Here is a 22,466-nt window from a genome sequence, read left to right as displayed (position 1 = left end):
CGAGGCAAATTGGCTGCAGTAGGCGCAATGTAGCAATGATAGAAATCTCTCTGTGCCGTCATTGATCGGGGCAGAGCCTCGCCTAGGTGGCGTGGTTTTGAGAGATTCTTTGCGGAGAGATCGTAGCAACGGCTTTATCAGCTGTCGCAGCTGTACTACTATGTCACTGCGTCGTCGAGATGGTGAGCGGTCTGCATGTCCTTGTCATCGCGCAGGAGGACCGTGTGACAGCCACATGGCTGGAGCGACTTGTACTGCGTATCTGACTATGGCGTCAGAGGTGGGTGCTTCGCCCGATCACATCGAAGATTGCAGCGCGCGTGAGCGGCAGGCGATCCAGCCTATTCAGCTTCGCCTTCAATTCTGGGATTCGCTGATACAGATGGTGGAGTTTGATGCGCAGCACACGCTCTACCTCGACCAAGCTCAGCGCAGTAACGCAGACCAGATTGGCAAGTTCTCGATCTCGGGTATCCCAGTCGACGCGAGACTGAGGGCGTCGGACTGCCTTGGCCATATCGCCAGTCCTTTCGCTAAGCCAGTCGCGGTCGTTGCGGTAGAGCCAAGCGTATGTGGCTGGCTCAGCCATCCGTGCAGCCTTGACACCAGAGAACGGGTTTGTCGCGATGAATCGCTGCCAGGTACGTCGATAACGCAGTCGTGCGTTCTCGAACCCTGCAAGCCGCCAGGCCTCATGCAGACCCACTTCCGTTCTGAGCAATGTGGTGACGGTCTGGATGGAGACCTTGCTATAGGTGGCCGCGTCAGCCTTGGGCAATCCCTGGCGCAGCAGCTTGATAAGCTGCGTCCGATCATTGCCCTTAAGCGTCTTTGGGCGCCGAGGCGTGGCTAACCCGGCAGATGCAGCCCAGACCATGCCTGTTGTCGTGTCGATACCGGCCTCTCTTGAGGCTGCCGAGGTCGACAGACCGGTGGCCAGCACTTTGAAGAATTGCGCACGTCGCGGATCTACGGGACTCGGTGCCTCCGTCGCGTCTTTAGTGACCTCAAATGCCTTCGGCGCGGTCGCCTGATCAATGCATGCAAGCAACTGGTCGAGGTTGTCGAACAGCCACGCAGCAAGAGCCACACGTCTCAACGGATGGACGCCGGATCGCTCTGAAGCGATCTGCCGGGCGATTTCGGCGCAGGCTTCATCTGCTGATGACGGAAGGCCATCCATTTGCTCGAGGTTAAGCAGCGGCGCAAGGAATGCTACGTAGGCATCGCCTGCGGCGGCATGTTTTAGACGCTGCTTTGGACCTGTGAGAAAGCCTTTTTCAGCGAGCGCGGCCCGAAATGCTGCTCCCAGCATCGGTGTAGAGAGGCGTACGTCGGATCTGCCAACGAGATCAGCCACCATCCGCGCAAGCCGCACGGTGCTGTCGGCTATAGCGGTTGGCTCCGCTGCGTCAGTGAACTGGGAGGGCGAAGGCAATACCCAGTGAAACCTTGAGACACCCGTGGCCTTGAGGTTTGATGTCTCTAGCTTGCGCTCGTGGCGAAGACACACCCAGACCCCTGGCAACTGATGCTCGCGATGCCAGTACGGCGTGCTGTGCGCCTTCATGTCCTCGTCCATGCAATAGGGGCAGGCCTTGAGCGGGTGGTTTGCCCGAAACCTGCTCGTGAGGAGCCCGAGTTGGAACTTCAGCCTGCCTGAAGAATTCAGGGCGGCCGCATTGAGGGTTGCATTGACCTGGTTTGTGCTGGCGAACCGAAGGTACAGCGGCAGGACTGTTCGGTGCTCTACGATGTGCTCCACGCTACCGAGTGCGTTTCCAGAAACTGCTAGGAAGTGATTGAGCCGCGCAGGAAAGTCGTGGGCGCATCCCTGGTTCGGATGTCCAAAAAGCAATCGACATGTCGTTGATGCCAGTCGTTGTCCACTGGCGCGGTGATACCGGCTACACAGGCTGAATAGCGTTTCGTCGGGCAACCAGGACTGAGGTAGCCCTAGATCGATTGTGGCCAGCATCGTTCTCGCGCCGTCAGTTGGTTGGCAGGACTACGAAATCCTACGGATGTGTCTACCGGCCTGGGACGTTTTCCTGCGGCGTTCGATTGCGACAAGTTCCTGCGCACGCAGCGCTGCTTTGGAGGCCCTTTTGATCTGCCAAGCGCCGGTGGCAAGTAGGATGATCGAGTAACCCGACCACATCAGTACGTCAAGATGGTCCTTGCCTGGAAGCGGTGCGACGGAGACGCACACGCAGAACGCAGCCAGAGCCAGCATACTGATCCCAAAATGCCGCTGCCTGTTGGCGAGGGCCTGAGATGGTTCGTTCAGTGACTCGCCAACTTCTCCCGCGAGTCCCTCAAGGCGCTCACTCATCTCCCGTTTGCCCGCGTGATCTATCAACCAAGCGCCAAGGAACATCAGCACGATGGCCAGGACGCCGAGCGCTAGTCTCCAAAATGGTAACGATGTAGAAAGCGGAGATAGCGCTGTAATCGCAACCATGCACCCGCTAGCAAGGATAAGCAGCGTGGTACCGGCAAGACGCTGACGGCGACGCAGCCCTAGAGTGCGAGGATCTGGCTGATGCAGCAGCAGATCCTGCAGTGCCTCATCCAGCAATATGGCAGTTTCGCTCGCAACATCAGGGGGAGGAGGGCGATTCACAACTCAGGCCGCCATCTGCAGAGTTTCGTTCAGCAGGTGTGCGTCGATCTGCTCTCGTGACGCGAACTGCAGGTACAAGTGCTTGACGAGCAGTGCCTTCTTCTCGGGATGCAGCTTGACGCCCCGCATTCTTGCCCAGTCGTCTACTGATTCTGAAATCTTCATGGCCAAATCCCAGTTCAGCAATCGACCAGCCGCTGTCTTGCCTGGTTCGTCGGTAAGAACCTTGAGTACGTCAAAGCCAGCCGCACCGAGCTTCAAGAGTCGCTCTGCGCCGAGAGAGGTCTGGTCCGTTTCGATCATGCCGACGACTGATCTGCTGGTGCCGAGCACCGTGGCCACCGCTTCTTGGCTGAGCTTCAATCGTTTTCGCTCGGAAGCGAGACGAGAGCCAAACATTGTGAGTACTCCTTGAATGTACGGATGCTATCAAAATTTTGAGCACATGTCGCAATTTCGATCATATGCACAAAATTTTGACAAATGTTGGAATATGAGAGACGATTCGGCATGCCATCTCTCAGAACGCCGACCGAGGCCCGCGCCTGGCTGCTACGCCACGGTGTAACCATTACGGAGTGGGCCCATGTTCATGGGTTTAAACCGTCAGTCGTGGCCTCGCTCTTGGCCGGACGGTCGCAGGGTAACTGGGGGGAAGCGCATCAAGCGGCAATCGCGCTGGGGCTGAGATTGCCACCGGCGCCCGATGAGGAGCATCCGCTGGCTTCAGCCCAGTCGCAGGCTGCGCAGCTAAATCACGGAGGAGTTCCTTCATGACCTGACCCACAACCTCAACAATCGTGGGACAAAAGCACCACGCCCGGAGACCTCGCCAAAGGTCACCGGGCGTGTTTGGAATGTGCGAGCCAGTTCTTGACAAAGCGGCTTAGTTCGACTTTCCATCAAATCGCGTCTCCTGTCAATCCGTTTCGAGGAACCGGATTGCATCGCGTTGCTTGTCCCGAACTCAACCTTTCGGCTGCGGCCGATGCATGGTGACGTAGATGGAAAAGCACAGGCTTACTGAGTCCCGCTATCGAACGATCCTGAGGCGCCAACTGACACCGACCTTTGGGCCAGGTTATGAACCCTCGATCAAGGCATGCCGTGAAGAGGCGCCCGCTAAGAGCAGTCCCGCGACCGTATGGTCTGACCTATTGCAGCGAGACATACACACATTGTCGGAGCCCGAGCGATACGTCCTTGCGGTCCTGCTCTACTGCCCCTGGCTCGTGGACTTGCAGGAGCAGCGCATGTTGCCCAATGTTCCGGCTGCCCACCCGCTCGAAGGGCACCCACTTGCTGGCCCTATAGAACTGAAGCGGTTTCGAGGCACTTTGGCAGTAGCAGCCGATCTGCACCACATGCACTTTCATCCGGTCGTCCCGTGGACCACCGACGACAAGGAAAAGCGCGAGACACCCGGCTGCTGGATCGGCGATTTCCTCGTATTCCTGAAGGACGAGCGAGGAATCTACTGCGTCAACTTCAATGTCAAACAATCGCGGGGCGAATTCACCGTTCCAGCGGTGGGTGTGACAGTAAAGACCAACATGAGGCGCGCCACGGCAAGAGAGGCAGTAAGGCACGAAGTAGAAAAGCAGGTCTACGCAGAAGTTGGCATTCGGACCATTGAAGTGGCGGCCGATGAGCTCCCGAGCATCTTGGTTGCCAATCTGCGATGGGCACAGAGCTGGCAGCGGCGAAAACACGGCCTCTCGACTGCGCAGCAGCAAATCGTCCTTGACGCTCTCAACGATGGCCTAGATAGGTATGAGTCGGCGTTGGACGTGATGAACGGTGTGGAAGTCTCCCATGGCATTGACCTGTATCGGCAAAAAATTTTTCTAGCGCACGGTGTCATGGCTCGAAAGGTCCGCCTTGATCTATTTGAATGTCACTTCTTCATAGACAAGCCGATGCTCCCCGAGCAGCAGGATGTACTAAAAGTGTTTGCTGACTGGTTCAGGCGGCCGACATGAGCATCACTTCTGGAACTGTCATCCACGCGCCAAAGGGGTTCCATGAACTAGCAACCGGAGCAACTTACTTCTTTCTGCGTAGCAGTCCGCAAACGAAGATCGTCACGTTACTGGAGTTTGTAGAGCGCCCTGCAAAAGTAGTTGTCGGCGAAAGCAAGAACGATGAGGCCGGCGAAGATGGAATGAGGAAGAAAAGGCTGAGACGGACGGTCACTCGCTTGCCGTCGCCATTGCCTATTCCCATCTATCTGCCGCGCGACGTATGGGAGAGTGGCTTGCTACGGGGGATGGTCGTCGCTGGAGAGGCCAAGACAATGCCGCCCTGGCTTGATGCTCTCGAAGGCTTGGACTTGGCGGAAATCGACCTACACCGCACAGACGCCGCGAAGTTACATCGGGACAGGGTCGATGACAAGCTCTTTTGCATCTCGAAGCTGGTGGCTGAGGCGCCCGAGATTTTGGACCATGAGAACCTCGACAAATACATCAATGCGCATGCGCGCAGCTTGATGCCCGTCCAGAATGAGACGCGCGTCAGATTGTGGTTTTACGTGTACCTAGTCTTCGGTCGAAACAGGGACGCGCTTCACTATCCGATCCATCGCATTGGGCACTGGGACCGAATGGCGCCTGAGCATGCGCAAGACGAGAAACGAGGTGCTCCGGGCCGCAAAGGCGGCTACAACACCACAACGGAAATGCGGCAGATGATCATCGAGTCATATCCGCGTCGCGCAGGAATTGGTGTTAGCGACGATCAGGTCTACACGGACGCGATGACAAAGGACTTCGGGTGTAAGTCACGAATCGTGTGCCGAGGCCATGTAAAACAGTTTGAGTTGTATCACCCTGAAGGAAAGGCGTTTCCGCAGATTGGAGCGTACTTTTACCACGTCAATCAGCACTTCAGGCCACACCTAGTGCGTGAAACGCGGCTAGGAAAGAAACGAGCGCAGTCCAAGTTCAAACCCGCTCTCGGTAGTTTTACCGAATCGGCCTGGAATTTGATGCAACGTGTCGAAGCAGATGGGTATCGTGTTTTCGACTTACCCAAAGGCTACATTGAAGGCAGCGACCTTCCGGCGTTAGTTGTAGTCACTATACGAGATGTCGCCAGCGGAAAAAAGGTTGGCATCGGGTTCTCCCAGGGCAGCGAAACCGCTGCTGCTTACCGCATGGCGCAGTTCTGCGCCGCAATTGGTCTGGAAGCCTTCGGGGCACTTCTCGGTCTGAAAATCAAAGACAGAGCAAAGGGCGTTTCACCGCACATGGTCACCGATCGAGGACCTGGTGCGACGGCTGGAGGGCTCCCGCGTGATGCGGAACTGCTGCCCGTGGTTCGGCAGCTCACGCCGTCCCATTCGGGCAAGTCAAAGGCCATTGTGGAGACATCCAATCCAAAGACACCGTCCGACGACGAAGCTCCTTCATTTCGCCGATCCAACCAGACGACCGTAGCACTCGCACGGCGTGAGTTCGCCAACCTGCTGGCCTACAACGAATTGACGCAGGTCGCCAGCCGGGTAGATCCGGAGCTGGAGCATCGAGTAAGCCGCCTTAGCCCCAACGGGGTCTGGGACGCGATGGACTCGGTCGGGCGCAATGACGCCGTCCAGGTGAACTTCGAGTCTGCAGTCCGCGGCTACCTGGACCTTGTGCCAGCGAAACTGAAAGACGGCTACCTTGAGATAGCTGGACGCAGGTACTACTCAAAGTCGGAAGCTTTTATGGAAGCTCTTTCCACCGTGAAGGGCGGAGGCCGCCAGATAGATGTGAAAGTCTACGTCTTGAACTGCTGCATTCGGCATGTTTGGTTCGAATGGAAAGGCAGGCTCGTTCAGCTAGACGTTCGGTATCCGACGCCCGTTTCTAAGGAAGTGATGGATATGTCGCTCGAAGAAGCCGTCGAGTTCGACGCGCACATGCAAGGCCGCATCAAGGAGCACACTGAACATAAGCGCGGCGCAAGGGTCTTTTTCGAACAAGACTACAAGGAGCAGACCGGAGAAGAACTGGCGTCCGGAAGTCGCGTTGTCGGCCGACCCAAGCGTGGCGGTGCTGTAGCCCAACGGGAGGCCAAGGAGGCGAAAAATAGTGCTGTGGGGCGCAAGGTAGCGTGACCAAGATTGATCCATCAATCTGGGCTGGGCGGTACGAAGAAGCCCTCAAGCCTGGAGTTATCAAATCTCGAGGCGAGAGCCGAGGCAGACCTTTGCAGTCCCATATGACGTTGGACGTTGAAGCAGCATGTAAGGCAATTCGGGAAGGAATGGAAGAGGTAGTTCTGGTAACTGCTCAGGTGGAGGCAATCGCGAAAACCCTGATCCAAAGAGCAAGGGCTCATGCCGTGGATATCTACAAGGATCCACATGCTGTACTGAAATTTGCGTACCACGGAGCAACGATTGAGGACTTTGTTACGCCGATGTTCCTGACGGGACTGGCTGGGGTCGGAAAGTCACGCCTTCGAATCGTGCTCCGAAGGGTGCTTTCAGGACGCAGACTGGTTCAGATAGATGCGGCACATCCTGCTGTGCCCCTGATCGATTTCGTCGACGGCAATATCGGTAGGAAGACCGGCCCCTCTGCCGTCGTGAAGAGCTTGATTGAAGAAGTCTTGGGCATCGGTGACATGGACGGTAAGGGCGGGGCGGTTAAAGAGTGCGCCCGCGTCATCCGCCTCAGCGGTGCGTGTCTCCTCGGTGCGGATGAAACGCAGTTTATGGCGCAATCAGCGTCTGCCGCAACACTGATAACTCGCACCTTGCTGAGTCTCGCGGACCTCCAGGTTCCTTGGTTCGTGATCGGAAATTACTCTTTGGGGTGGAAGCTGTGTGAACGCGATCCCGAGGCGACGCAACGTCTTATCCATGACCCTGTGATCATGATGCCCGATCCGCCCGATTCCTTAGATTGGGTAAATCTTTTGGCGGAGTACCAGGTCGTGTTAGCGGAGGTGCTGGACTTTGAGTTGTTGACCTATCAAGTTGAACTCTGGAATCTCAGCGCTGGCCTAAAGCGCGAGCTCGTCAGCCTCCTCGTGACCAGCTACCGTATATCTCGGCATGGGGGAGACTCGCAGATTTCCTGGTCACACGTGCGCCGAGCTTTCGCCTCTGCATCTTTTAGTGTTGCGCGTGCCGACATAAACGCCTTGATTTCAAATGCTGGGCAGGGAGGCAAGCTCAAGCGAGGTTTACGGTGCCCATTCGATGGTCCCGAGATCCAGGCCGCCATCAGCACGTATTCAGAAAAGCTCCGCGAGGCACGTGCTGAGAAGGTGGCAATCGCCACTGTGAAAGCGTCTATGAACCGACAAGAACGAGAGGCTATCGAGAACATTGAGAATGCCGCCGAGCCCTCGCGAGCATCGCCAGCGCAAGTCATCAAGATGCCAAAGAGGCGTAAACCTCGCACGCTCGAGGGCATGCAGGAGGCGGCTCAAGATTTCTTGGCGTCGCTGGCAAAAGATCCGTCTGCAAAGACCTAGTCTCACATATCCTGAGCACTTTGCTGGGCAGCCTAGGAGTCCTTCTCGAAAGGCCTGCTCAGTCGCTTCGTGTGGCTATCGCCGACAGGCGGCAACTGGCATCGGGCAGTCCTGTGTAGGGGCGGGCTCGGAGCCGCTAGCGTTCTTCAGATCGGGAAAAATTTGGCGCTGTGGTCAGTCTTGAATTTGTACTGAGCAGCTTCGCGTGCGCGGCGTCTCGGATCTGTCTTGAACTTCCGACGGACTATATTTGCGATGACGCGAGGTCTTCCTTCTGTTTGGGAATCTCCGACGAACTTTCGCGCAATGCGCAAGCGTCGAAAAATCAATAGCTTATGAGCGATGATCTCGACGCACTTTATTTATCGGAGTCATTTTGATCGTAAAAATAAAACCTGTGACCGGTACATAGAACCTGTAAGGGTTCAGTGCACCCTGTACCGTTGGGTTCCAAGCGCCTCAGTTGAGGCGCTTTTTTGTCAAATCACCAAGCTATGGGAGAGTTGGATGGGCTGCTTCAGGCTGAGAGCAGCCGCTCGTCCCACCATTGACAACTGTCCGCTCGTAGCGAGAGCGGACATTCATCGTCAAGCCAGCACCGCGTTTCTAGATGATGATCTGACACCGTCGGCGCGGGTTAACCATAGACAACGTCGCTCGAAAGGCGCATCGTCCTTGATCCCTCAACTCAGTGGGAGACCATCATGGAATCCAGTACTGACGCTGTACGCCGTGAGCCCTGGAATAAGGGCAAGATCGTTGGTCAGAAAGCTCCGTTTAAGCCCAAAGATATCTGGGCACTACGAGTGAGGCTGCAGATGGAGAATCGCGTGCGGGAATTGGCGCTGTTCAATCTCGGCATCGACAGCAAGCTGCGGGGATGTGACTTGGTGGCCCTTAGGGTCCGCGATGTCTGCCATGGCGATAAGGTCGCTTCGCGAGCGCTGGTCATGCAACACAAGACCCAGCGCCCAGTTCAATTCGAAATCACAGCAGTCACCCGTGAAGCGCTGCAAAAATGGATTGAGCTTGCTGGACTAAGGTCAGAAGATTTCCTGTTTCCCAGCCGACTGCACAAGTCTCCTCATCTGGGAACTCGCCAGTACGCGCGAATTCTCGGGCACTGGGTGGACCAGCTTGGTCTCGACCCGACAGAGTATGGAACCCACTCAATTCGGCGCACGAAAGCGACGCTCATCTACCGACGAACAAAGAACCTTCGGGCGGTGCAGCTATTGCTCGGGCACTCAAAACTCGAGTCAACTGTCCGCTATCTAGGAATTGAAGTGGATGACGCCCTGGAGCTGTCCGAGCAGACAGAGATATGAGGCATCGGGTACCACTTAAGTCGGAAATTGCAGGAGGGAGGGCCACCCCGAAGCTTTGGAGTGTGGATAGGCGTACATGGGCAAAATACCCGCATCAACGACCCGCTCTCAGAAATCCAAAGTGATCAGCACCGCATCCGTCTCAAAGAAATCGCGTCTTCGCGGGGCTATGTATGGTCTGCTCATCGGCGACGCGTTGGGAGTGCCTTACGAATTCTCCTCTGCGATAGATTTGCCTGAGACCTGTTTGATTGAAATGGCACCGCCGCCCTGGTTTCACCGTGCTCATGCTGGCGTACCAGCAGGAACGTGGAGCGACGATGGGGCTCAAGCTCTTCATCTCCTGAAGGTTCTTCTCGATGGGGAGACTGGCCTTGAAGAACGATTTGCTGCAGGGCTGCAGGCTTGGTATTCGGCAGGTGAACTGACTCCCGATGGCCAAGTGTTCGATATTGGTATCCAGACTCAGGAGGCCTTGGCCAGGCTAGCGCGAGGCGTTCCTCCAAGCCAGAGCGGCCCCTATGAAGAGCGTAACAACGGGAACGGGTCGCTCATGAGGGTGCATCCCGCGGCCCTGGTCCCCGCAGCGGACGACCGTGTTCTCGTAGATCGCGCGCGACGCCAAAGTCTTCCCACTCATGGGCACACAAGATCTCTGCTCGCCTGCTCCCTAGCAACGATCACATCTGCGCGGTTACTCGCAGGTCTGCCGTTCGTGGAAGCGCTTGACCAAGCTCAGGAGTATCTTGAAACAACGACGGTAGACGCGGAACGAAACGAGCTTCGGATCGTATTGGATGGTCGGCTAGACGCGCCAAATGGGAGCGGATACGTAGTGGACTGCCTGTGGTCGTCAGTAGCAGCGGTTCTGCGCACTCGCAACTTTGAGGACTGCGTCCGGTGCGCGATCAGCTTCGGCAATGACACTGACACCACGGCTTGTGTTGCGGGCGGTTGGGCTGGGCTGATCTATGGCGAGCAAGCAATTCCGCTGCGATGGCGCGAGCAGTTGCATGGCAAGCAGCTCGTGGAGCCAATGCTCGAGCGTCTAGTTGCGGCCTGGGACTGATTTCGGTCAGAAGCTGCCATTGGTGGCAGATAAATGCGGACGCTCAACTTTTGAAGATGAGGCAGGACCCTGTTCGCACTGACGTGCCCACATGGCTGACCTTTTAGGATGCGCCTCGCTTCCGTGAAGATAAATAGATCCACCCAAGGAGGCCGCCAATGCCGACGGTTTGGCCTAAAGCGAGGACTCCGAAGGCTAGATACGAGGTGAGCGAGAGATGACCGTGAGCTTCCTGCAGGCCTGGAAGAACTGCCGCCGCGAAGGTTAGTGCTGGCTCGTGCAACATAACCCAAACAGAGACCCATGATCTTGCTTGCGAATCGGTTATCTGTCCGATAGAAATCAAGCCGACCAATACAAGCAGGTCGACTATGACCGCTGATACTGCCCACAGTCGTACGCGGCGGCGCACAGAGTTGTTGTTAGCGGCTCCCATACGCTCCAACGAAATTTAGCCTGCCGAACCTGCGGGACAGTCTGAACTGTGCGCGATGAACTTTGCACTCATTTCCCCTGAAAATGGCTTGCGACCTAGGCTTGCAAGCAGATATAGGATCATGGCCCGCTTTAGAGAGCGAGACGCATTGAAAGCTATGGCCCCTACCGCCCCTCCTGCGGGGCCGAATTCGGCCAGGAGCGGAAGTTCGTGCCAGCCCGCTGAAGGCCGTTTGGCGGCACGCGTATGAGTGCTGTATCGCTTCGCAGAGACATCATGAAACTTCTCAGCTTCGACCTTTCTAGAGATACGCCGACGCCGATTGCCTCTCCAAATCTCGCGGACCTTCATCGGCTGTGGGACAGCCACGAAAGGTTCCACTTGAACATGGGCAAATCCTACGCGGCAACTTGGCCGGTGATTCGGGTAGATATCGAAGACGACCGTGAGCGGCCGCGAGGCCTCACTGACTTCATGTCCACAGTCCAATTCCGGATTGCCTCCGCCCGGCTCGTGAACGTATTCAGGGAGTTTCAATGCGAGTGCGAGTACCTGCCCCTTCAAGTACGCTATGGCTCGGAACGGCTGGTAGGGCGCTACTTTGCGCTCAATGTCCAGAGAATTTTGAAGAGTGCCGTCGACCGCGAGCGCTCAGTCATCGGGTTCTACGACGAGGAATTCGGTATGGCAGAGGACATTGAAGATCTTGTGCTCAAGGAGGGCGCTATTGGTGACGCGCCGCTTGCCTATTTGGCCGAGATTGAACGCTTTGCTGTCAGTGATGAACTCGCCGACGTGCTCATGAACACCGGAATGGTCGGGCTTCAGACTATCGATCCCGAGTTGTTTCCGACGCGCATAGGTGAGTGATTTCGCGCTCTAAGACTGGCGGCGAACGCCCGCTTTGGAGCGCATCAAATGTCTCTTCAGGGCCCGTTGCTGCCCTTCGTCGAGCGTAGTTGAACGTCGATAGTGCAGCGCTTGCCGTCGGTCGTGCACGGGAGCTGGGTTCACAGTGCATTGCGCGAAGCTGTCATCGGCTCACCCATCAGCACGGCGGCATCAATGACAGGTATCAAGGTGGCTGCAGTCATCCGTAAGCGCGCGGCCATCCCATGGCTCGCGTTGGTCGGCCTCAGCGCCAGTTCGCCAAATCTATCGCGGCCTGCAATGCTGAACTTGGCCCCTCAAGAACCCGAAGGCATCAACTCATTGAGCAGTCGCTTGTCCGCCGCGTAGCAGTTGCACGCTGCTTGCTGCAGACCCAGCCGATCGAGCACAGTGAGCTCACCGCGGTGATATTCAATCAGTCCACGCCGCTGGAATTCGCTGGCTGCCCCGCTCACTCCCACGCGCCGTACGCCCAGCATCTGCGCGATGAAGTCCTGGGTCACATGAAACCGGTCGGCGTGGGAGCGATCCTGGCTCATGAGCAACCAGCGCGCCAGCCGCTCGCTTATCGTGTGAAAGCGCTGGCAGGCTGTGGCAAGTGATTGCTGATGCAGGCGGACCATCAAAGAGCCTTGCACCAGTTCTCGCAGCTCGGGCATGGTGGCTATGGTCTTGCGCAACACATGCGCTTCCAGGCGCCAGCAATTGCCAGCGCCTTGCACCACGGCTCTCCAGGGCGTCTTGGCCACTCCGAGCACCAATTCCGCCCCTAGCATGGACTCGGGTCCGATCATGCCCACCGCCAACGGCGGGTGCGTCTCGATGTCAATCACCAGCGCAATGAAGCCGGAACGTGGAAAGTACGCGTGGCTCAGTGGCGCCCCATGCTCGATCAGGTCGGACAATGCCACCAGCTCGAACCGGGTACACAGCGCAAGAAAACGCTTGCGCAACGCTTTCGGAAGACGCTCAATGAGGTGGTTCTCTGCGTTGTCCATGGGAAGCCCTGGTACACGAGAAAACCCCTCTCGGAGCGAACCCGCAAGGTTCGCAAGACAGGATGTCTTGCATTCCCTTGTCGACTGTAGACCTGTTCGATTGACTGTTCTGTCTGGAACCGAACAAATACTCAAATCAAACACACTGGTAGCTTTGAGGGAGGGCGCAGTTCCAAGGCTTTGCGTATGAGACCTCTGACGGTGAAACTCACCGTCGGCCAAATCTAAAGTGAGATGGCCTGGATTCGCTGCTAGCGGTGTGGCAGCAGCTCACCGATCTGACTGGCGCGCTGCATGGGCAGGCGTGCCATCACGTCGCGCAGGTAGACATACGGGTCGTGCCCGTTCATGCGCGCTGACTGGATCAGGCTCATCGCCGCTGCCGCCCGCTGGCCCGCGCGCAAGCTGCCAGCGAACAGCCAGTTGCTTCTGCCAATGGCGATGGGCCTGATCTGGTTCTCGGTCCAATTGTTGTCAACCGAATTGCCCATCATCTGCAAAGCGGATGAGCGCTATCCAACGCTTGAGGCTGTAGTCCAGCGCCTTCGCTGTGGCCGATCCGTCGGGCACCTTGCGCCGCTGCAGCGACATCCGTTCGTGAAGGGCGTCCAGGAGTGGCTTTGTTCTCTCCCGCCGGACTGCGAGACGCTGCTCGGCGTTCAGCTCCTTGACCTCCTGCTCGATCTCATAAATGCGGGCCATCTGCTCCAGCGCACTCAGGGCGATCTGGCTTTGGTTGTCCGCGCCGACGGAGATTTAATCCAATCAACATCAAGCATGGTCTGTGGCCATGTAGCGCTGCATGGCATCGATCACCAGCGCGGGGTGACTCATGTGAGCAGCGTGACCCGCCACGTCCATGACTTCCAAGATGCTGCCCTTCAGTTGCTGGTTCAGATACTCACCCACCGCAAGCGGAACCAGGCTGTCTTCCTGGTGCTGAAGAATGAGGCAGGGGCGAGACACCTGGGGCAGGTCAGCCCGGTTATCAGCAAAAAAGGTGGTTTGCGCAAATACGCGCATCGCGACCGGGTTCGTGGAGCAAAAACTGTCGTAAAACTCACCAGCCAACGCTTCGCCCTGCGCGGCACCCGCCACCACGGACGATAGGTGATTGGCCCAGCCGATGTAGTCCTGATCCATCAGCGACAACAGGCCTTGGAGGTCGGCACGCTCGAAGCCTCCGGCATATTCGGGCGGATAGTTCAAGAAACAGGGCGTGGGCCCCACCAATATCAAGCGATCAAACAAGTCAGGGCGTGATATCGAAGCCAACAGTCCGACGTTGCAACTGGCCGAGCGGCCCACGAATGTGACGCCGCTCTGCAGCCCTTGCGCTTCGCACACGTCCAGAACATCTTGCGCGTAGCCGGCCAAGCTGCTGTAGCGAACTGCGCTAAAGGCCGATAGCTGCGACTTGCCGCTTCCAACATAGTCAAACAAGATTTGGCGATGTGTGCCAGCGAAAGCGGGCGTGATGCGGCTCCATACGGATTGGCTACAGCCAAGCCCGTGGGCAAACAAAATCGCTGGCCCGCTGTTTCCCAAGGATTTGACGTTGTTGCGTTTGTTGACGTTCATGGTCTTAAGCTGAAAACAGGGTGGTGAACCTTACCGCGGGGTGGTCAAGACTTTAAGCGTTCTGCCACAGGCCATTGATTCAGGACTTTTCGCGGCATAGCGGCGCCCCGCGTTCACCACAAACCGCCACGAACGCAGACATGTCTCATCTCCGTCATTCTTCTGGTAGTCGATGGGCTTCACTCACTTCAGCCTCTTCCGGCTGGCGGGGGGGCAGATCAACTCGGCACCTTGAGCGGCACGTCGATGTTGAATGGCCGGTGCTGAAGGTGCAGCGGACGCTCGCCTCGCAGGATGGCGAATGTCAGGTTCCGGCGGCGGCTGCCATCGGTCTGCAAAACCTGAGTGGCTGCAGTCAGTCTTGGGACCGCCTACCAGAGTGCCGCTTGGCAGCGGTTGCTGCCGTTCGAGTTTTCAACGTGAATGCCCTTGGCGTGCCGGATTGCGATCACTCCTATTCATGCATCGTGGTAATGCGCAGAGACAGGTTTCAGGCGCGCAGTTGACATTGCTAGAGAGTTGACAACAGCGTGCAGAGATCTGCAAGCTCGACGAGCAAGACTGCAGCAGCATCAAGCATGGTGCGATCAATCACCTGGGCGTGTCGCCAGCGTTGATGGCTTACCGCGAGCACAAGGCCATGCTGGGCAAGACTTAGGCCGGCGAGAAGTTCCCGGCGGTTGTGATGATGGGGGCTGGCTGGATGGTGGTCCCCGACATCAAACCAGGCAAGTGATGGTGAGTGGCTGACCCGCCCTGGGTCAGCCACTCAGTCGGGATCGCTGTTTGCAGGTGATCCCGTCCTTTTTGTCAGTTGGCGCAGCAGCGCTGTGGCCAACCAGCCATCACTTTGATCCACCCGAAGCCTTGGCCACGTAGGCCGCCAGGGCGGCAATTTGCGCATCACTGAGTTTGCCGTTGTAGGACGGCATCTGCCCAATGCCGTTGCGCAGCGCGGTGGCCACGCGCTTGGCATCGGGCTTGAGCTCGTCCAGGCTGGGGCCCACGGCGCCTTCGGCTCCCGCGTCCTTGAGCGCATGGCACAGGGCGCAGGCAGGCACCGCGCCTTGGCCGAACAACACCTTGCCTTGTTGAAGTTGCGCGGCATCGTCGGCGGCGTGCACGGGCAGCACTGTGAATGCCAACGACCACAGGGCAGCGACCAACGCGTGTTTTTGGATTGTGCGCTTCATGCCACGCTCACTTTCACGGCGTGGTCGGCCCAGCTGGTGTTGTTGTAGCCGCCCGCGTTTTCCATGCGTTGTTCGGGCTGCACGTTGCCTGCGGTGTCGGTGGCTCGGCTCGCCAGGGTGAACTGGCCCGCCGGCAGGCGCGCCGCAAAAACAAACTGCCGCCACGCAAAGCGGCCGAGGTCGGGCCCCACCATGCGCGCGAGCTGCCAGGTTTTTCCGCCGTCCAGAGAAACCTCGACCTTGGCCACCGCGTTCATGCCGCCAAACGCCACGCCATGGATCTGTGTGTCACCCGCTTTAAGCGGGGCGCCGTCCGTGCCGGGACCGTTGATCCACGACTTCACCGTCATTTCCTGCACCGATGGCTGCGACGGGTCGCCCTTCGCGCCGGGCGGTGAAATGCGGTAGCCGTGCGACATGATGCGTGCGTCGGTCTCCTGAGCGGTGAAGGCCAGGCGTTTGACGTACTTGATGTTGTTCACGCCCGTGTAACCCGGCACGATCAAGCGCAGTGGGCCGCCGTGGGCCAGCGAAATCGGCACACCGTTCATTTCCCAGGCCAGCAGGGCATCGGCGAGTGCGGCAGCAGGCACCGAGCGTTCCACGATCACGCTCTTGGGGTCCAGTCCATCGGGGAGTTTTTCGCCGCCTGTGCCGGTGAGGTAGGCCATGCCGGCCTCCACGCCGCCCAGGGCATCCACCACCCAGCGCACCGGCACACCGCTCCACACCACACAGCCTGCTGCGCCCACTTGCCAAGGCGTTCCACTGGGCTTGTTGGGGAAGTAGCCGCGTCCGTTGCCAGAGCATTGCAACACCATCGCCGTGGTCTCGATGCCCATGCGCTTGAGGTCGCCCAGCGTGAGTTTGCGCGGGTTCTTCACCCCCTCGATGTTGATCTCCCAGGCATCGCGGTTGCCCAGGATCGAGGCGTCGGGCGCGGGCAGATTGTTGCGGATGTAGAGCTGCTCGGACGGCGTGATTACGCTGGTGCCGAACACACTGCGCTTGGTCTCAATGGTGGTGCTGCTGTGCACGATCAGGCTGGCCGGGTCCTTCCAGCCCACGTACGCTGGCAGAGGCTTGGCAGCACCGGCCACGGCGACGGGCGCGGTCTCACCAGCAGCGGCTGCGGTGCGGCCAAAGCTGGCCAGACCAACGGCAGCCAAAGCAGCGCCGCTGCCGGCCAGCAGGTGGCGCCGGGGGAGCGAGGTGGGTTGTTGGTTCATTTCTGGGGTCTCCGGTGGTTGGGCGTCGTGCGCCGGTTGGGGTGAAAGGGGTGAGCGGTTGATTCGTTGACAGGGACGCGGTGCCTCAGCCTGGCCCGGACACGGGAGGTGCCTGCAGTGCCGTCTGCGCGACCGCCAGTGCCTTCTTTTTCTGGGCCACCAGCAACAAGGGCTTGCCCTCGCGCGAGCGGATCACCTTCCAGTGCACGTTGCTCCACCAGCCGCTGGCCTCGCGCAGGTCCACAGGCTGGTCAAAGGCATACACCGTCACCATGCCGCCCTTCTCGAAGAACGTGGTGAGGTGGTAAGCGAGGTGACCTTCGATATCGCATGGCCGCATGAGTTGGGGAAACCCGGGCACCACGTTGGCGTCCCGCATGCCCAGGTGCATGAGCAACTGGCGCTGCTCCATGAAACTGCCCCGCAAGCTGCGCTCGTGGTATTCGTGGTCGATCGCGTCGCGCACCATCGCTGGCGGTCGCACGGCGAGCACCCCGCCGCTGGTGCCACCGGCCAGCAAAAGCGCCGCCAGAAAACGCTGCAAGCCGCGTCGCGCCAGCAGCGGCTGCGGCTTTCGGTACAGGTGTGCCGGTGCGTCGCTGGCCTCGAAGGCGATCGCCAACTCGGCGCGCGCGCGCAAATCGAATTCGCTGTCGGGCAGGAAAGGCGCGTCGGTATCGGGGCTCATGTCTTGGTCCTGCGAAACGGGGTAACGTTGACATCGGCCTTGGGTGTCGCAGGTACCCCCATGGCCAGCTTCAAAGCGTCGCGCGCACGGGCTAGGCGCGACAACACCGTGCCGGGCGCGATCTCCAGCGCCTCGGCCATCTGGGCGGTGGGCATGTCGTCGAAATAAAACAGCACCAGCACCTCGCGGTGGATGGGCGCCAGGCGCGCGAGCGCCTTGACGACATCGAGTTTGTCGTCCAGCCCCGCGTCGGGCGCCGCTTGCTCGGGCTGCTCTTCATCGTCCAGCGACTGCATGCTGGGTGCGGCCTGGCGAAAGGCGGCGCGGCGCATGATCTGAAAGAGCCAAGCCCGTGCCAGCGCAGCGTCGCGCAGTTGCTCCCGGTGCTTCCAGGCGTTGGCAAAACAGTCTTGCACCACGTCTTCGGCAATGGCGCGCGAACCAGTGAGCGCCCACGCACTGCGCAGCAAAAAACGGTAGTGCTCACGCACCCATTGGTTATAGCGGGACTCGGCAGACTGGAACAGCATGGTGATCAAGAGCGCTGCGTGGCTTGGTTCATTCCGTGGCGCTCATCGGTACTTTCCCTAGGGCTGTCGATCAAGGCCCCCGCGTCCCACCCAGCGACGGAAATTCCGCTTCCGCACCTTTGGCTGTGCGCTGCTGCAGGGTGTGCAGTCGGCGTTGCATGCTCTGGATCTCCACCGTCTGCCCGGCAATGATTTCCTCGGCCAACTGCCGGGTGACAGGATCGCGCCCATGCTGCAACACCAGCCGCGCCATGTCCACAGCGCCGGCGTGGTGCGGAATCATCATCGCCAGAAAGTCCTGGTCGGCCTGGCCTGCGTAGCCCGGGCTGTGCATGGCCTGCATCATGCGGGCCATCGATTCGTCCATATCCCGCTGGAATGCGCTGGTGTGCGCGGCGCTGGCGCCGTGGCTGGTGTGCGCGCCGCTCATGCCGTCTGGCCCTTCTCGCCCACACGCACGTAGACGAGGTTGATGCTCTTTTTGTTGCGCAGCGCGCCAGAGGGCAGCGTCAGATTGCCCAGGGGGATCTGCGCAATGAAGGTCGGGCGCAGCGGGTCGCTCACATCAAATGCACTGCACACGGTCTGGCCCGCGTTGGGCGTGCCGGGCAGCTCGTCCTGTTCGTGGGCCACATACAGCAGCGTGTTCTCGGGGTTGGTCCACAACCCGTGCGACTCGCGGCCACGGCTGGAGAAGGTGCCCACCACCTTGCGCTGTCCGCCCGGAGCGCTGCGGTCGATGATGGCGATCGGGCTCGACGCCACGCCGCCGGGGCCACCATCGTCGATGCGCGCCAGGCTGGCATAGACCACGCTGCCGCGCGCATTGCGCACGAACTCAACGTGGTTGGGCCGAGCGCCCATGCCGAGTGGCACGGTGTCGATCAGGTCGAAGCCACCCTGCGTCGAGCGGCAAGACACCGCATCAGCCAGCTTGTGCGAGAACCACACCTCGGCACCGTCGGGTGTGGTCTTCATGAAGGGCGTGAAGCCGGGTTTGTCCTGTGCGCTGATGTCCAGCGTGGTCAGCCGCTGCGGTTGGCTGTGGCCATCCGCGCCGGGGTTGACGCGGAACACGTCGATCTTCGACACCTTCTGGCTGGCCACAAAGGCCAACGTACCCTCACGGTTGAACCACACCTGCGCCGGGCCGCTCAGTGTGGGCAGGTATTGGCGAACCGCGCTGGAGCCCGGGCTGTCGGCCCCCTTGAGCTGGCGAACGGCACGATCGACGCCGACGATGGCAATGCGGTCTTCACCGCGCAGCGTGACCCACAGCTCGCGGCCGTTGCGCGTGAAAGTGGGCTCGTGCGGTTCGCGGCCCAGCAGCAGGCCACTACTCAGGCGCTCGGGGTTGGTGGTGGGCCCAGACGCAGGGTTGGGTGTGTTGCCGATGACGCGGCGCTGCTCGGCGTCGATCAGATAAATGTTGCTGGAGCCGCGCCCGCTGGTGGCCAGCAGCCGGCCGTCGGGCGACGGCACCGCGCCGTGGGCGTCGATGCAGCCGTGGTACAGCGGCTTGTGGATCATCGCCGCGTGTGTCGGCGCCACGCCGGCGGTGACGTAGCGAAATGGAGGCCGCGGGTCTTCGTCGAAGCTGGTCAGGTTGATCGTGCTCTCGACGGTGTTCGTCTTCGGATCGATGACGACCAGCGTGTTGGAGTCTTCATTGGTGATGAAGACGCGGTCGCGCGGGTCGATGCCGGTGGCTGCGGCTCCCGCTGAAGCGCCGGACGGGGCCTGGGCATGTGCTGCGGGCAGCGCGCTGGCTGCCGCGGCGGCCAGGGTGTACTTGAGAATGTCGCGGCGTTGGGTGGTCATGTGTGCTTTCTGAGTTGGTGTGGAGAGTGATCGCTTGGGTCGTTAGCCGGCAGCCGCCGATGAACCACTGCCCAGCGCTTGCTTCAGGTCAAGAGCGCGGCTCAGGCCGTTTCATTCCCTGGCGCGAGCCGACAGCGCGTCGCGCCGACGCCGCCCTGGCCTTCAGCGCGGGGTGCCAAGTTGCCGATAGACCTCGGCCGACACCTGCGCCAGCACGCTGCGGTCGGCGTCGGACGACAGGGCGTAGCCGAAGGGACCGTCGACCCAGTAGAAGACATTGACCGCACCTTCGCGTGCGAAGCGGAAGGCCGTGTCTGTGTTCTTCACGCCGGCCTGCAGTGCCTTGTCCGGCCCCGCGGCACTGCCCACGTCGGCGACATCGTTGGACACGTACAGCGTCAGTTTGCTGCCGAGCTCGTTGCGGTACATGAACTGCGCAACCGGCCCCTGGCCACCCGGCAACAGGCGCCCGCCTTCCAGCGTGTAGCCCTGGGCCTGCAGGTGCGGCGGCTTCATCGGCGCGCCCATGCGCTTGGACAGCCATGCCACCAACTGGTCCTCGTGCGCCGCGTCCACCTCGACCGGGCGGCGCGCGTCGGGACTGTATACCGCGTGAGCCACCGCCGCGCGCTGCGCGAAGCCGCCCGCTGACGCCAGCGTCAGGCCGCGCTCGGCGGGTGCCGCGGCGGCCATGCGGCCGGCATCGTCGCCCCCCGCGGGCAGGCCGCCCCGCAAGCCCCAGCCAGTCGCGCCGCTGATGACGGCGATGGCGATCCCAGCGGCCAGGCGCTGGAGGTACCAAGGCGTCTGCGGCACGGCGCGCGGGCGCGCCGATTTCAGCAGGCGCTGCGGCGGCTGTTCATCCAGCACGGGATCGAGCAAGGCGTGCAGTTTGCGCTTCTGCGCCCGGTAGGCCTCCAGGCGCTGCGCGTCTTCAGGGCGTGCGGCCAGATAAGCGGCGATCTCGACCTGGCGCTCAGCGGGCAGGCGGCCATCAACGAACGCATGCAGGTCGGCCTCGGTGACCGGGGGAATGGACGGTGGCGGACGGTCGGTATTCATGGGTTGCTTCGCAACATATTCATTTGACGACTTTCAGCCGCACCGGTTCTGCGCGGCCTTCCATCAGGCCGCGCAGGCGCTCACGGCCTCGCGACAGGCGCGACATCACGGTGCCGATGGGGATACCCAGGGCCTGCGCCACATCGGCATAGGCCATGTCTTCCAGCGTCACCAGAAGAAGCACTTCCTTCTGCTCGACGGGCAGCAAGTCCAGTGCAGCCTGCAGATCCAGTACAGCCAGCCTGTCGGTTTGTGTCGGCGCCACCGGCACTTCGGGCGTGTCGTCGTCCATGGTCACGGTGTGCAGCCTGGGACGGCGCACGCCATCGACGTGCAGGTTGTGCATGATGCTGAAGAGCCAGGCGCGCATGTCGGCCACGCCGCCCCACAGGTTCGACTTGGCCCAGGCCCGCTCCAGCGTGTCCTGCACCAGATCGTCGGCGTCGTCACGGTTGTTCACCAGCGCGCGCGAATAGCGGCGCAGGCGCGGCACCCAGCTCAGCAGGCTTGCGTCGTCTTGCATCGGGGGGTCGTGGCCTGAGGGACTGGACGGAAGTCGACAGCAAATGTCATTCCTTGATGATGTGCCAGACGTCTTTGAAGTTGTCGCCGGCGCGGTCGCCGGGCTTCTGGTCGGCCTGGTAGGTGTAGACCGGCTTGCCCTTGTAGGCCCACTGGCGCGCACCGTCGTCGCGCATGACGATCGTGTATGCACCGGCGGGTTGGTCGCTGGCGGCGGCCATCGCGGGCGGCCACAGCGCGGCGCAGCCGCCGTTGCAGGTGCTCTTGCCGCTGCCTGCCACGTCCTTGTCGAAGGTGTAGAGCGTCATGCCCTTGGCGTCGACCAGCGCGCCGTTGGCGAGCTTGGCCGGCGCGTCGGCAGCCATAGCGCCGGTGAGTGGTGCCGCGAAGGAAGCCGCTGTGATCAGCAGCGCGGCCAGAGTCGAAAGGTGCTTCATGGGGTTGTCCTTTAGGGTCTGGTGGAGAGTAGCCACGCTGCGTGCCGTTCAGTAAGCCGCAGCCACCGCCAGCTTGGGGTCGATCTGCCAGGTTTCACTGACGATCTTGCCTTCACGGAACGTCAGCACGTAGCGCACCTTGATGGGCATCTTGCCTTCGAAGACGACGTTGGCCGAGACGGTGGCGCCCTTGGGGTTGGCCGATTCTTCAATCTGGCCGACTGTGAGCTTCAGTGGGCCGACGGCCTTGCCGAACTTCTCCCAGGTGCCGCGAATGGCATCGGTGGTGGCATAGGTGCCGTCGAGTGGGCCGCCTACCCAGTTCAGCTGGGCCTGGTCGGCATAGGCACGCATGACGATCTGGGTGTCGCCCGAGGCGATGGCCTGGAAGTGCGTGCGGGCGTCGTCGCTGGGGGCGGCGAAGGCGCTGCCGGAGGCGAGCGTCAGGGCGGTGGCGGCGAAAGCGAAAGTCTTGAACATTGTGGGCTCCGATGAAGGGTTGGTGTGAAGTGAAGGGGGGTGAGTGCTGGACGAAGGGTCCGATAGGTCCCGACAAAAGAGCAGACGGCGTCGGCATGCGGTC

General features: G+C 60.2%; 21 protein-coding genes and 1 pseudogene. 7 read left to right on the top strand and 15 right to left on the bottom strand.

Features of this window, described 5'->3' with window-relative positions:
- Positions 1-274 precede the first annotated feature (274 nt).
- The gene (locus ACTJKQ_RS15315) at positions 275-1,978 is read right to left on the bottom strand and encodes a TnsD family Tn7-like transposition protein (RefSeq protein WP_440597345.1); all 1,704 of its coding nucleotides are present in this window, start codon (positions 1,976-1,978) and stop codon (positions 275-277) included.
- A 651-nt stretch (positions 1,979-2,629) separates the two neighbouring features.
- The gene (locus ACTJKQ_RS15310; protein ID WP_056637541.1) at positions 2,630-3,025 is read right to left on the bottom strand and encodes a helix-turn-helix domain-containing protein; all 396 of its coding nucleotides are present in this window, start codon (positions 3,023-3,025) and stop codon (positions 2,630-2,632) included.
- A gap of 84 nt (positions 3,026-3,109) precedes the next feature.
- Between ACTJKQ_RS15310 and ACTJKQ_RS15305 the strand changes: the two genes are divergently transcribed.
- The 7 genes from ACTJKQ_RS15305 (at position 3,110) to ACTJKQ_RS15275 (ending at position 11,801) form a co-directional block, all read left to right on the top strand.
- Positions 3,110-3,403 carry a DNA-binding protein gene (locus ACTJKQ_RS15305; RefSeq protein WP_440597344.1) on the top strand — a complete coding sequence of 98 codons (294 nt, stop codon included), beginning with the start codon at positions 3,110-3,112 and terminating at the stop codon, positions 3,401-3,403.
- Positions 3,404-3,879: 476 nt separating this feature from the next.
- Entirely contained in the window at positions 3,880-4,608 is a 729-nt protein-coding gene (locus ACTJKQ_RS15300) for a hypothetical protein (RefSeq protein ID WP_440597343.1), read from the top strand.
- On the top strand, positions 4,605-6,728 hold the full coding sequence (locus ACTJKQ_RS15295) for a hypothetical protein (protein ID WP_440597342.1): 2,124 nt from the start codon (positions 4,605-4,607) through the stop codon (positions 6,726-6,728). Before ACTJKQ_RS15300 ends, ACTJKQ_RS15295 begins: the two co-directional genes overlap by 4 nt.
- Positions 6,729-6,832: 104 nt before the next feature.
- On the top strand, positions 6,833-8,098 hold the full coding sequence (locus ACTJKQ_RS15290; protein ID WP_440597341.1) for a hypothetical protein: 1,266 nt from the start codon (positions 6,833-6,835) through the stop codon (positions 8,096-8,098).
- Positions 8,099-8,802: 704 nt separating this feature from the next.
- Complete coding sequence (locus tag ACTJKQ_RS15285) at positions 8,803-9,426, top strand: tyrosine-type recombinase/integrase (RefSeq protein ID WP_260669152.1); 624 nt, start codon at positions 8,803-8,805, stop codon at positions 9,424-9,426.
- A 76-nt stretch (positions 9,427-9,502) separates the two neighbouring features.
- Positions 9,503-10,495, top strand: coding sequence for an ADP-ribosylglycohydrolase family protein (locus ACTJKQ_RS15280; RefSeq protein ID WP_260669153.1), 993 nt, complete (start codon positions 9,503-9,505; stop codon positions 10,493-10,495).
- Between the two features lie 712 nt (positions 10,496-11,207).
- Positions 11,208-11,801 (top strand): imm11 family protein, encoded by a 594-nt coding sequence (locus ACTJKQ_RS15275; RefSeq protein WP_260669132.1) that lies wholly within the window; start codon positions 11,208-11,210, stop codon positions 11,799-11,801.
- A 317-nt stretch (positions 11,802-12,118) separates the two neighbouring features.
- On the opposite strand, the gene ACTJKQ_RS15270 is transcribed toward ACTJKQ_RS15275, so the two are convergent.
- The 13 genes and pseudogenes from ACTJKQ_RS15270 to ACTJKQ_RS15210 form a co-directional block, all read right to left on the bottom strand.
- Positions 12,119-12,820, bottom strand: a complete 702-nt coding sequence (locus ACTJKQ_RS15270; protein WP_260669133.1) for a Crp/Fnr family transcriptional regulator — start codon at positions 12,818-12,820, stop codon at positions 12,119-12,121.
- A 251-nt stretch (positions 12,821-13,071) separates the two neighbouring features.
- Positions 13,072-13,558: pseudogene (locus tag ACTJKQ_RS15265) on the bottom strand (IS66 family transposase); the annotation flags it as partial.
- A gap of 33 nt (positions 13,559-13,591) precedes the next feature.
- Positions 13,592-14,401, bottom strand: coding sequence for an alpha/beta fold hydrolase (locus tag ACTJKQ_RS15260; RefSeq protein WP_057268698.1), 810 nt, complete (start codon positions 14,399-14,401; stop codon positions 13,592-13,594).
- Positions 14,402-15,246: 845 nt separating this feature from the next.
- Entirely contained in the window at positions 15,247-15,594 is a 348-nt protein-coding gene (gene sorU / locus ACTJKQ_RS15255) for a SorU family sulfite dehydrogenase c-type cytochrome subunit (protein ID WP_008904214.1), read from the bottom strand.
- Positions 15,591-16,823, bottom strand: a complete 1,233-nt coding sequence (gene sorT / locus ACTJKQ_RS15250) for a SorT family sulfite dehydrogenase catalytic subunit (RefSeq protein WP_062405656.1) — start codon at positions 16,821-16,823, stop codon at positions 15,591-15,593. Before sorT ends, sorU begins: the two co-directional genes overlap by 4 nt.
- 85 nt (positions 16,824-16,908) lie before the next feature.
- Entirely contained in the window at positions 16,909-17,511 is a 603-nt protein-coding gene (locus ACTJKQ_RS15245; protein WP_008904212.1) for a hypothetical protein, read from the bottom strand.
- A complete protein-coding gene (locus ACTJKQ_RS15240; protein ID WP_050813810.1) occupies positions 17,508-18,041 on the bottom strand; it encodes an RNA polymerase sigma factor in 534 nt (177 codons plus the stop codon). Before ACTJKQ_RS15240 ends, ACTJKQ_RS15245 begins: the two co-directional genes overlap by 4 nt.
- A gap of 70 nt (positions 18,042-18,111) precedes the next feature.
- Positions 18,112-18,471 carry a DUF305 domain-containing protein gene (locus ACTJKQ_RS15235; protein WP_008904210.1) on the bottom strand — a complete coding sequence of 120 codons (360 nt, stop codon included), beginning with the start codon at positions 18,469-18,471 and terminating at the stop codon, positions 18,112-18,114.
- Positions 18,468-19,862 (bottom strand): YncE family protein, encoded by a 1,395-nt coding sequence (locus tag ACTJKQ_RS15230; RefSeq protein ID WP_062405660.1) that lies wholly within the window; start codon positions 19,860-19,862, stop codon positions 18,468-18,470. Before ACTJKQ_RS15230 ends, ACTJKQ_RS15235 begins: the two co-directional genes overlap by 4 nt.
- A gap of 162 nt (positions 19,863-20,024) precedes the next feature.
- Positions 20,025-20,924: an anti-sigma factor family protein gene (locus ACTJKQ_RS15225; RefSeq protein WP_067513519.1), complete on the bottom strand. Its 900-nt coding sequence runs from the start codon at positions 20,922-20,924 to the stop codon at positions 20,025-20,027.
- 19 nt (positions 20,925-20,943) lie between these two features.
- Complete coding sequence (locus ACTJKQ_RS15220) at positions 20,944-21,447, bottom strand: RNA polymerase sigma factor (protein ID WP_008904230.1); 504 nt, start codon at positions 21,445-21,447, stop codon at positions 20,944-20,946.
- A 46-nt stretch (positions 21,448-21,493) separates the two neighbouring features.
- Positions 21,494-21,811, bottom strand: coding sequence for a COG4315 family predicted lipoprotein (locus tag ACTJKQ_RS15215; RefSeq protein ID WP_231624607.1), 318 nt, complete (start codon positions 21,809-21,811; stop codon positions 21,494-21,496).
- Between the two features lie 120 nt (positions 21,812-21,931).
- Positions 21,932-22,363, bottom strand: coding sequence for a nuclear transport factor 2 family protein (locus ACTJKQ_RS15210; protein ID WP_008904227.1), 432 nt, complete (start codon positions 22,361-22,363; stop codon positions 21,932-21,934).
- Positions 22,364-22,466 lie beyond the last annotated feature (103 nt).

This window comes from Acidovorax sp. 22279 (genome assembly GCF_052045435.1).
In the GTDB taxonomy this organism is placed as follows: Bacteria; Pseudomonadota; Gammaproteobacteria; order Burkholderiales; family Burkholderiaceae_C; genus Acidovorax; species Acidovorax delafieldii.
This window is presented reverse-complemented; position numbering and strand designations above follow the sequence as displayed.

What these genes read in the sequence shown, in the direction of transcription:
- ACTJKQ_RS15315 (WP_440597345.1), bottom strand. Translation starts at nt 1,978, where the DNA reads ATGCTGGCCACAATCGATCTAGGGCTACCTCAGTCCTGGTTGCCCGAC.
- ACTJKQ_RS15310 (WP_056637541.1), bottom strand. Translation starts at nt 3,025, where the DNA reads ATGTTTGGCTCTCGTCTCGCTTCCGAGCGAAAACGATTGAAGCTCAGC.
- ACTJKQ_RS15305 (WP_440597344.1), top strand. Translation starts at nt 3,110, where the DNA reads ATGTTGGAATATGAGAGACGATTCGGCATGCCATCTCTCAGAACGCCG.
- ACTJKQ_RS15300 (WP_440597343.1), top strand. Translation starts at nt 3,880, where the DNA reads ATGTTGCCCAATGTTCCGGCTGCCCACCCGCTCGAAGGGCACCCACTT.
- ACTJKQ_RS15295 (WP_440597342.1), top strand. Translation starts at nt 4,605, where the DNA reads ATGAGCATCACTTCTGGAACTGTCATCCACGCGCCAAAGGGGTTCCAT.
- ACTJKQ_RS15290 (WP_440597341.1), top strand. Translation starts at nt 6,833, where the DNA reads ATGACGTTGGACGTTGAAGCAGCATGTAAGGCAATTCGGGAAGGAATG.
- ACTJKQ_RS15285 (WP_260669152.1), top strand. Translation starts at nt 8,803, where the DNA reads ATGGAATCCAGTACTGACGCTGTACGCCGTGAGCCCTGGAATAAGGGC.
- ACTJKQ_RS15280 (WP_260669153.1), top strand. Translation starts at nt 9,503, where the DNA reads ATGGGCAAAATACCCGCATCAACGACCCGCTCTCAGAAATCCAAAGTG.
- ACTJKQ_RS15275 (WP_260669132.1), top strand. Translation starts at nt 11,208, where the DNA reads ATGAAACTTCTCAGCTTCGACCTTTCTAGAGATACGCCGACGCCGATT.
- ACTJKQ_RS15270 (WP_260669133.1), bottom strand. Translation starts at nt 12,820, where the DNA reads ATGGACAACGCAGAGAACCACCTCATTGAGCGTCTTCCGAAAGCGTTG.
- ACTJKQ_RS15260 (WP_057268698.1), bottom strand. Translation starts at nt 14,401, where the DNA reads ATGAACGTCAACAAACGCAACAACGTCAAATCCTTGGGAAACAGCGGG.
- sorU (WP_008904214.1), bottom strand. Translation starts at nt 15,594, where the DNA reads ATGAAGCGCACAATCCAAAAACACGCGTTGGTCGCTGCCCTGTGGTCG.
- sorT (WP_062405656.1), bottom strand. Translation starts at nt 16,823, where the DNA reads ATGAACCAACAACCCACCTCGCTCCCCCGGCGCCACCTGCTGGCCGGC.
- ACTJKQ_RS15245 (WP_008904212.1), bottom strand. Translation starts at nt 17,511, where the DNA reads ATGAGCCCCGATACCGACGCGCCTTTCCTGCCCGACAGCGAATTCGAT.
- ACTJKQ_RS15240 (WP_050813810.1), bottom strand. Translation starts at nt 18,041, where the DNA reads ATGCTGTTCCAGTCTGCCGAGTCCCGCTATAACCAATGGGTGCGTGAG.
- ACTJKQ_RS15235 (WP_008904210.1), bottom strand. Translation starts at nt 18,471, where the DNA reads ATGAGCGGCGCGCACACCAGCCACGGCGCCAGCGCCGCGCACACCAGC.
- ACTJKQ_RS15230 (WP_062405660.1), bottom strand. Translation starts at nt 19,862, where the DNA reads ATGACCACCCAACGCCGCGACATTCTCAAGTACACCCTGGCCGCCGCG.
- ACTJKQ_RS15225 (WP_067513519.1), bottom strand. Translation starts at nt 20,924, where the DNA reads ATGAATACCGACCGTCCGCCACCGTCCATTCCCCCGGTCACCGAGGCC.
- ACTJKQ_RS15220 (WP_008904230.1), bottom strand. Translation starts at nt 21,447, where the DNA reads ATGCAAGACGACGCAAGCCTGCTGAGCTGGGTGCCGCGCCTGCGCCGC.
- ACTJKQ_RS15215 (WP_231624607.1), bottom strand. Translation starts at nt 21,811, where the DNA reads ATGGCTGCCGACGCGCCGGCCAAGCTCGCCAACGGCGCGCTGGTCGAC.
- ACTJKQ_RS15210 (WP_008904227.1), bottom strand. Translation starts at nt 22,363, where the DNA reads ATGTTCAAGACTTTCGCTTTCGCCGCCACCGCCCTGACGCTCGCCTCC.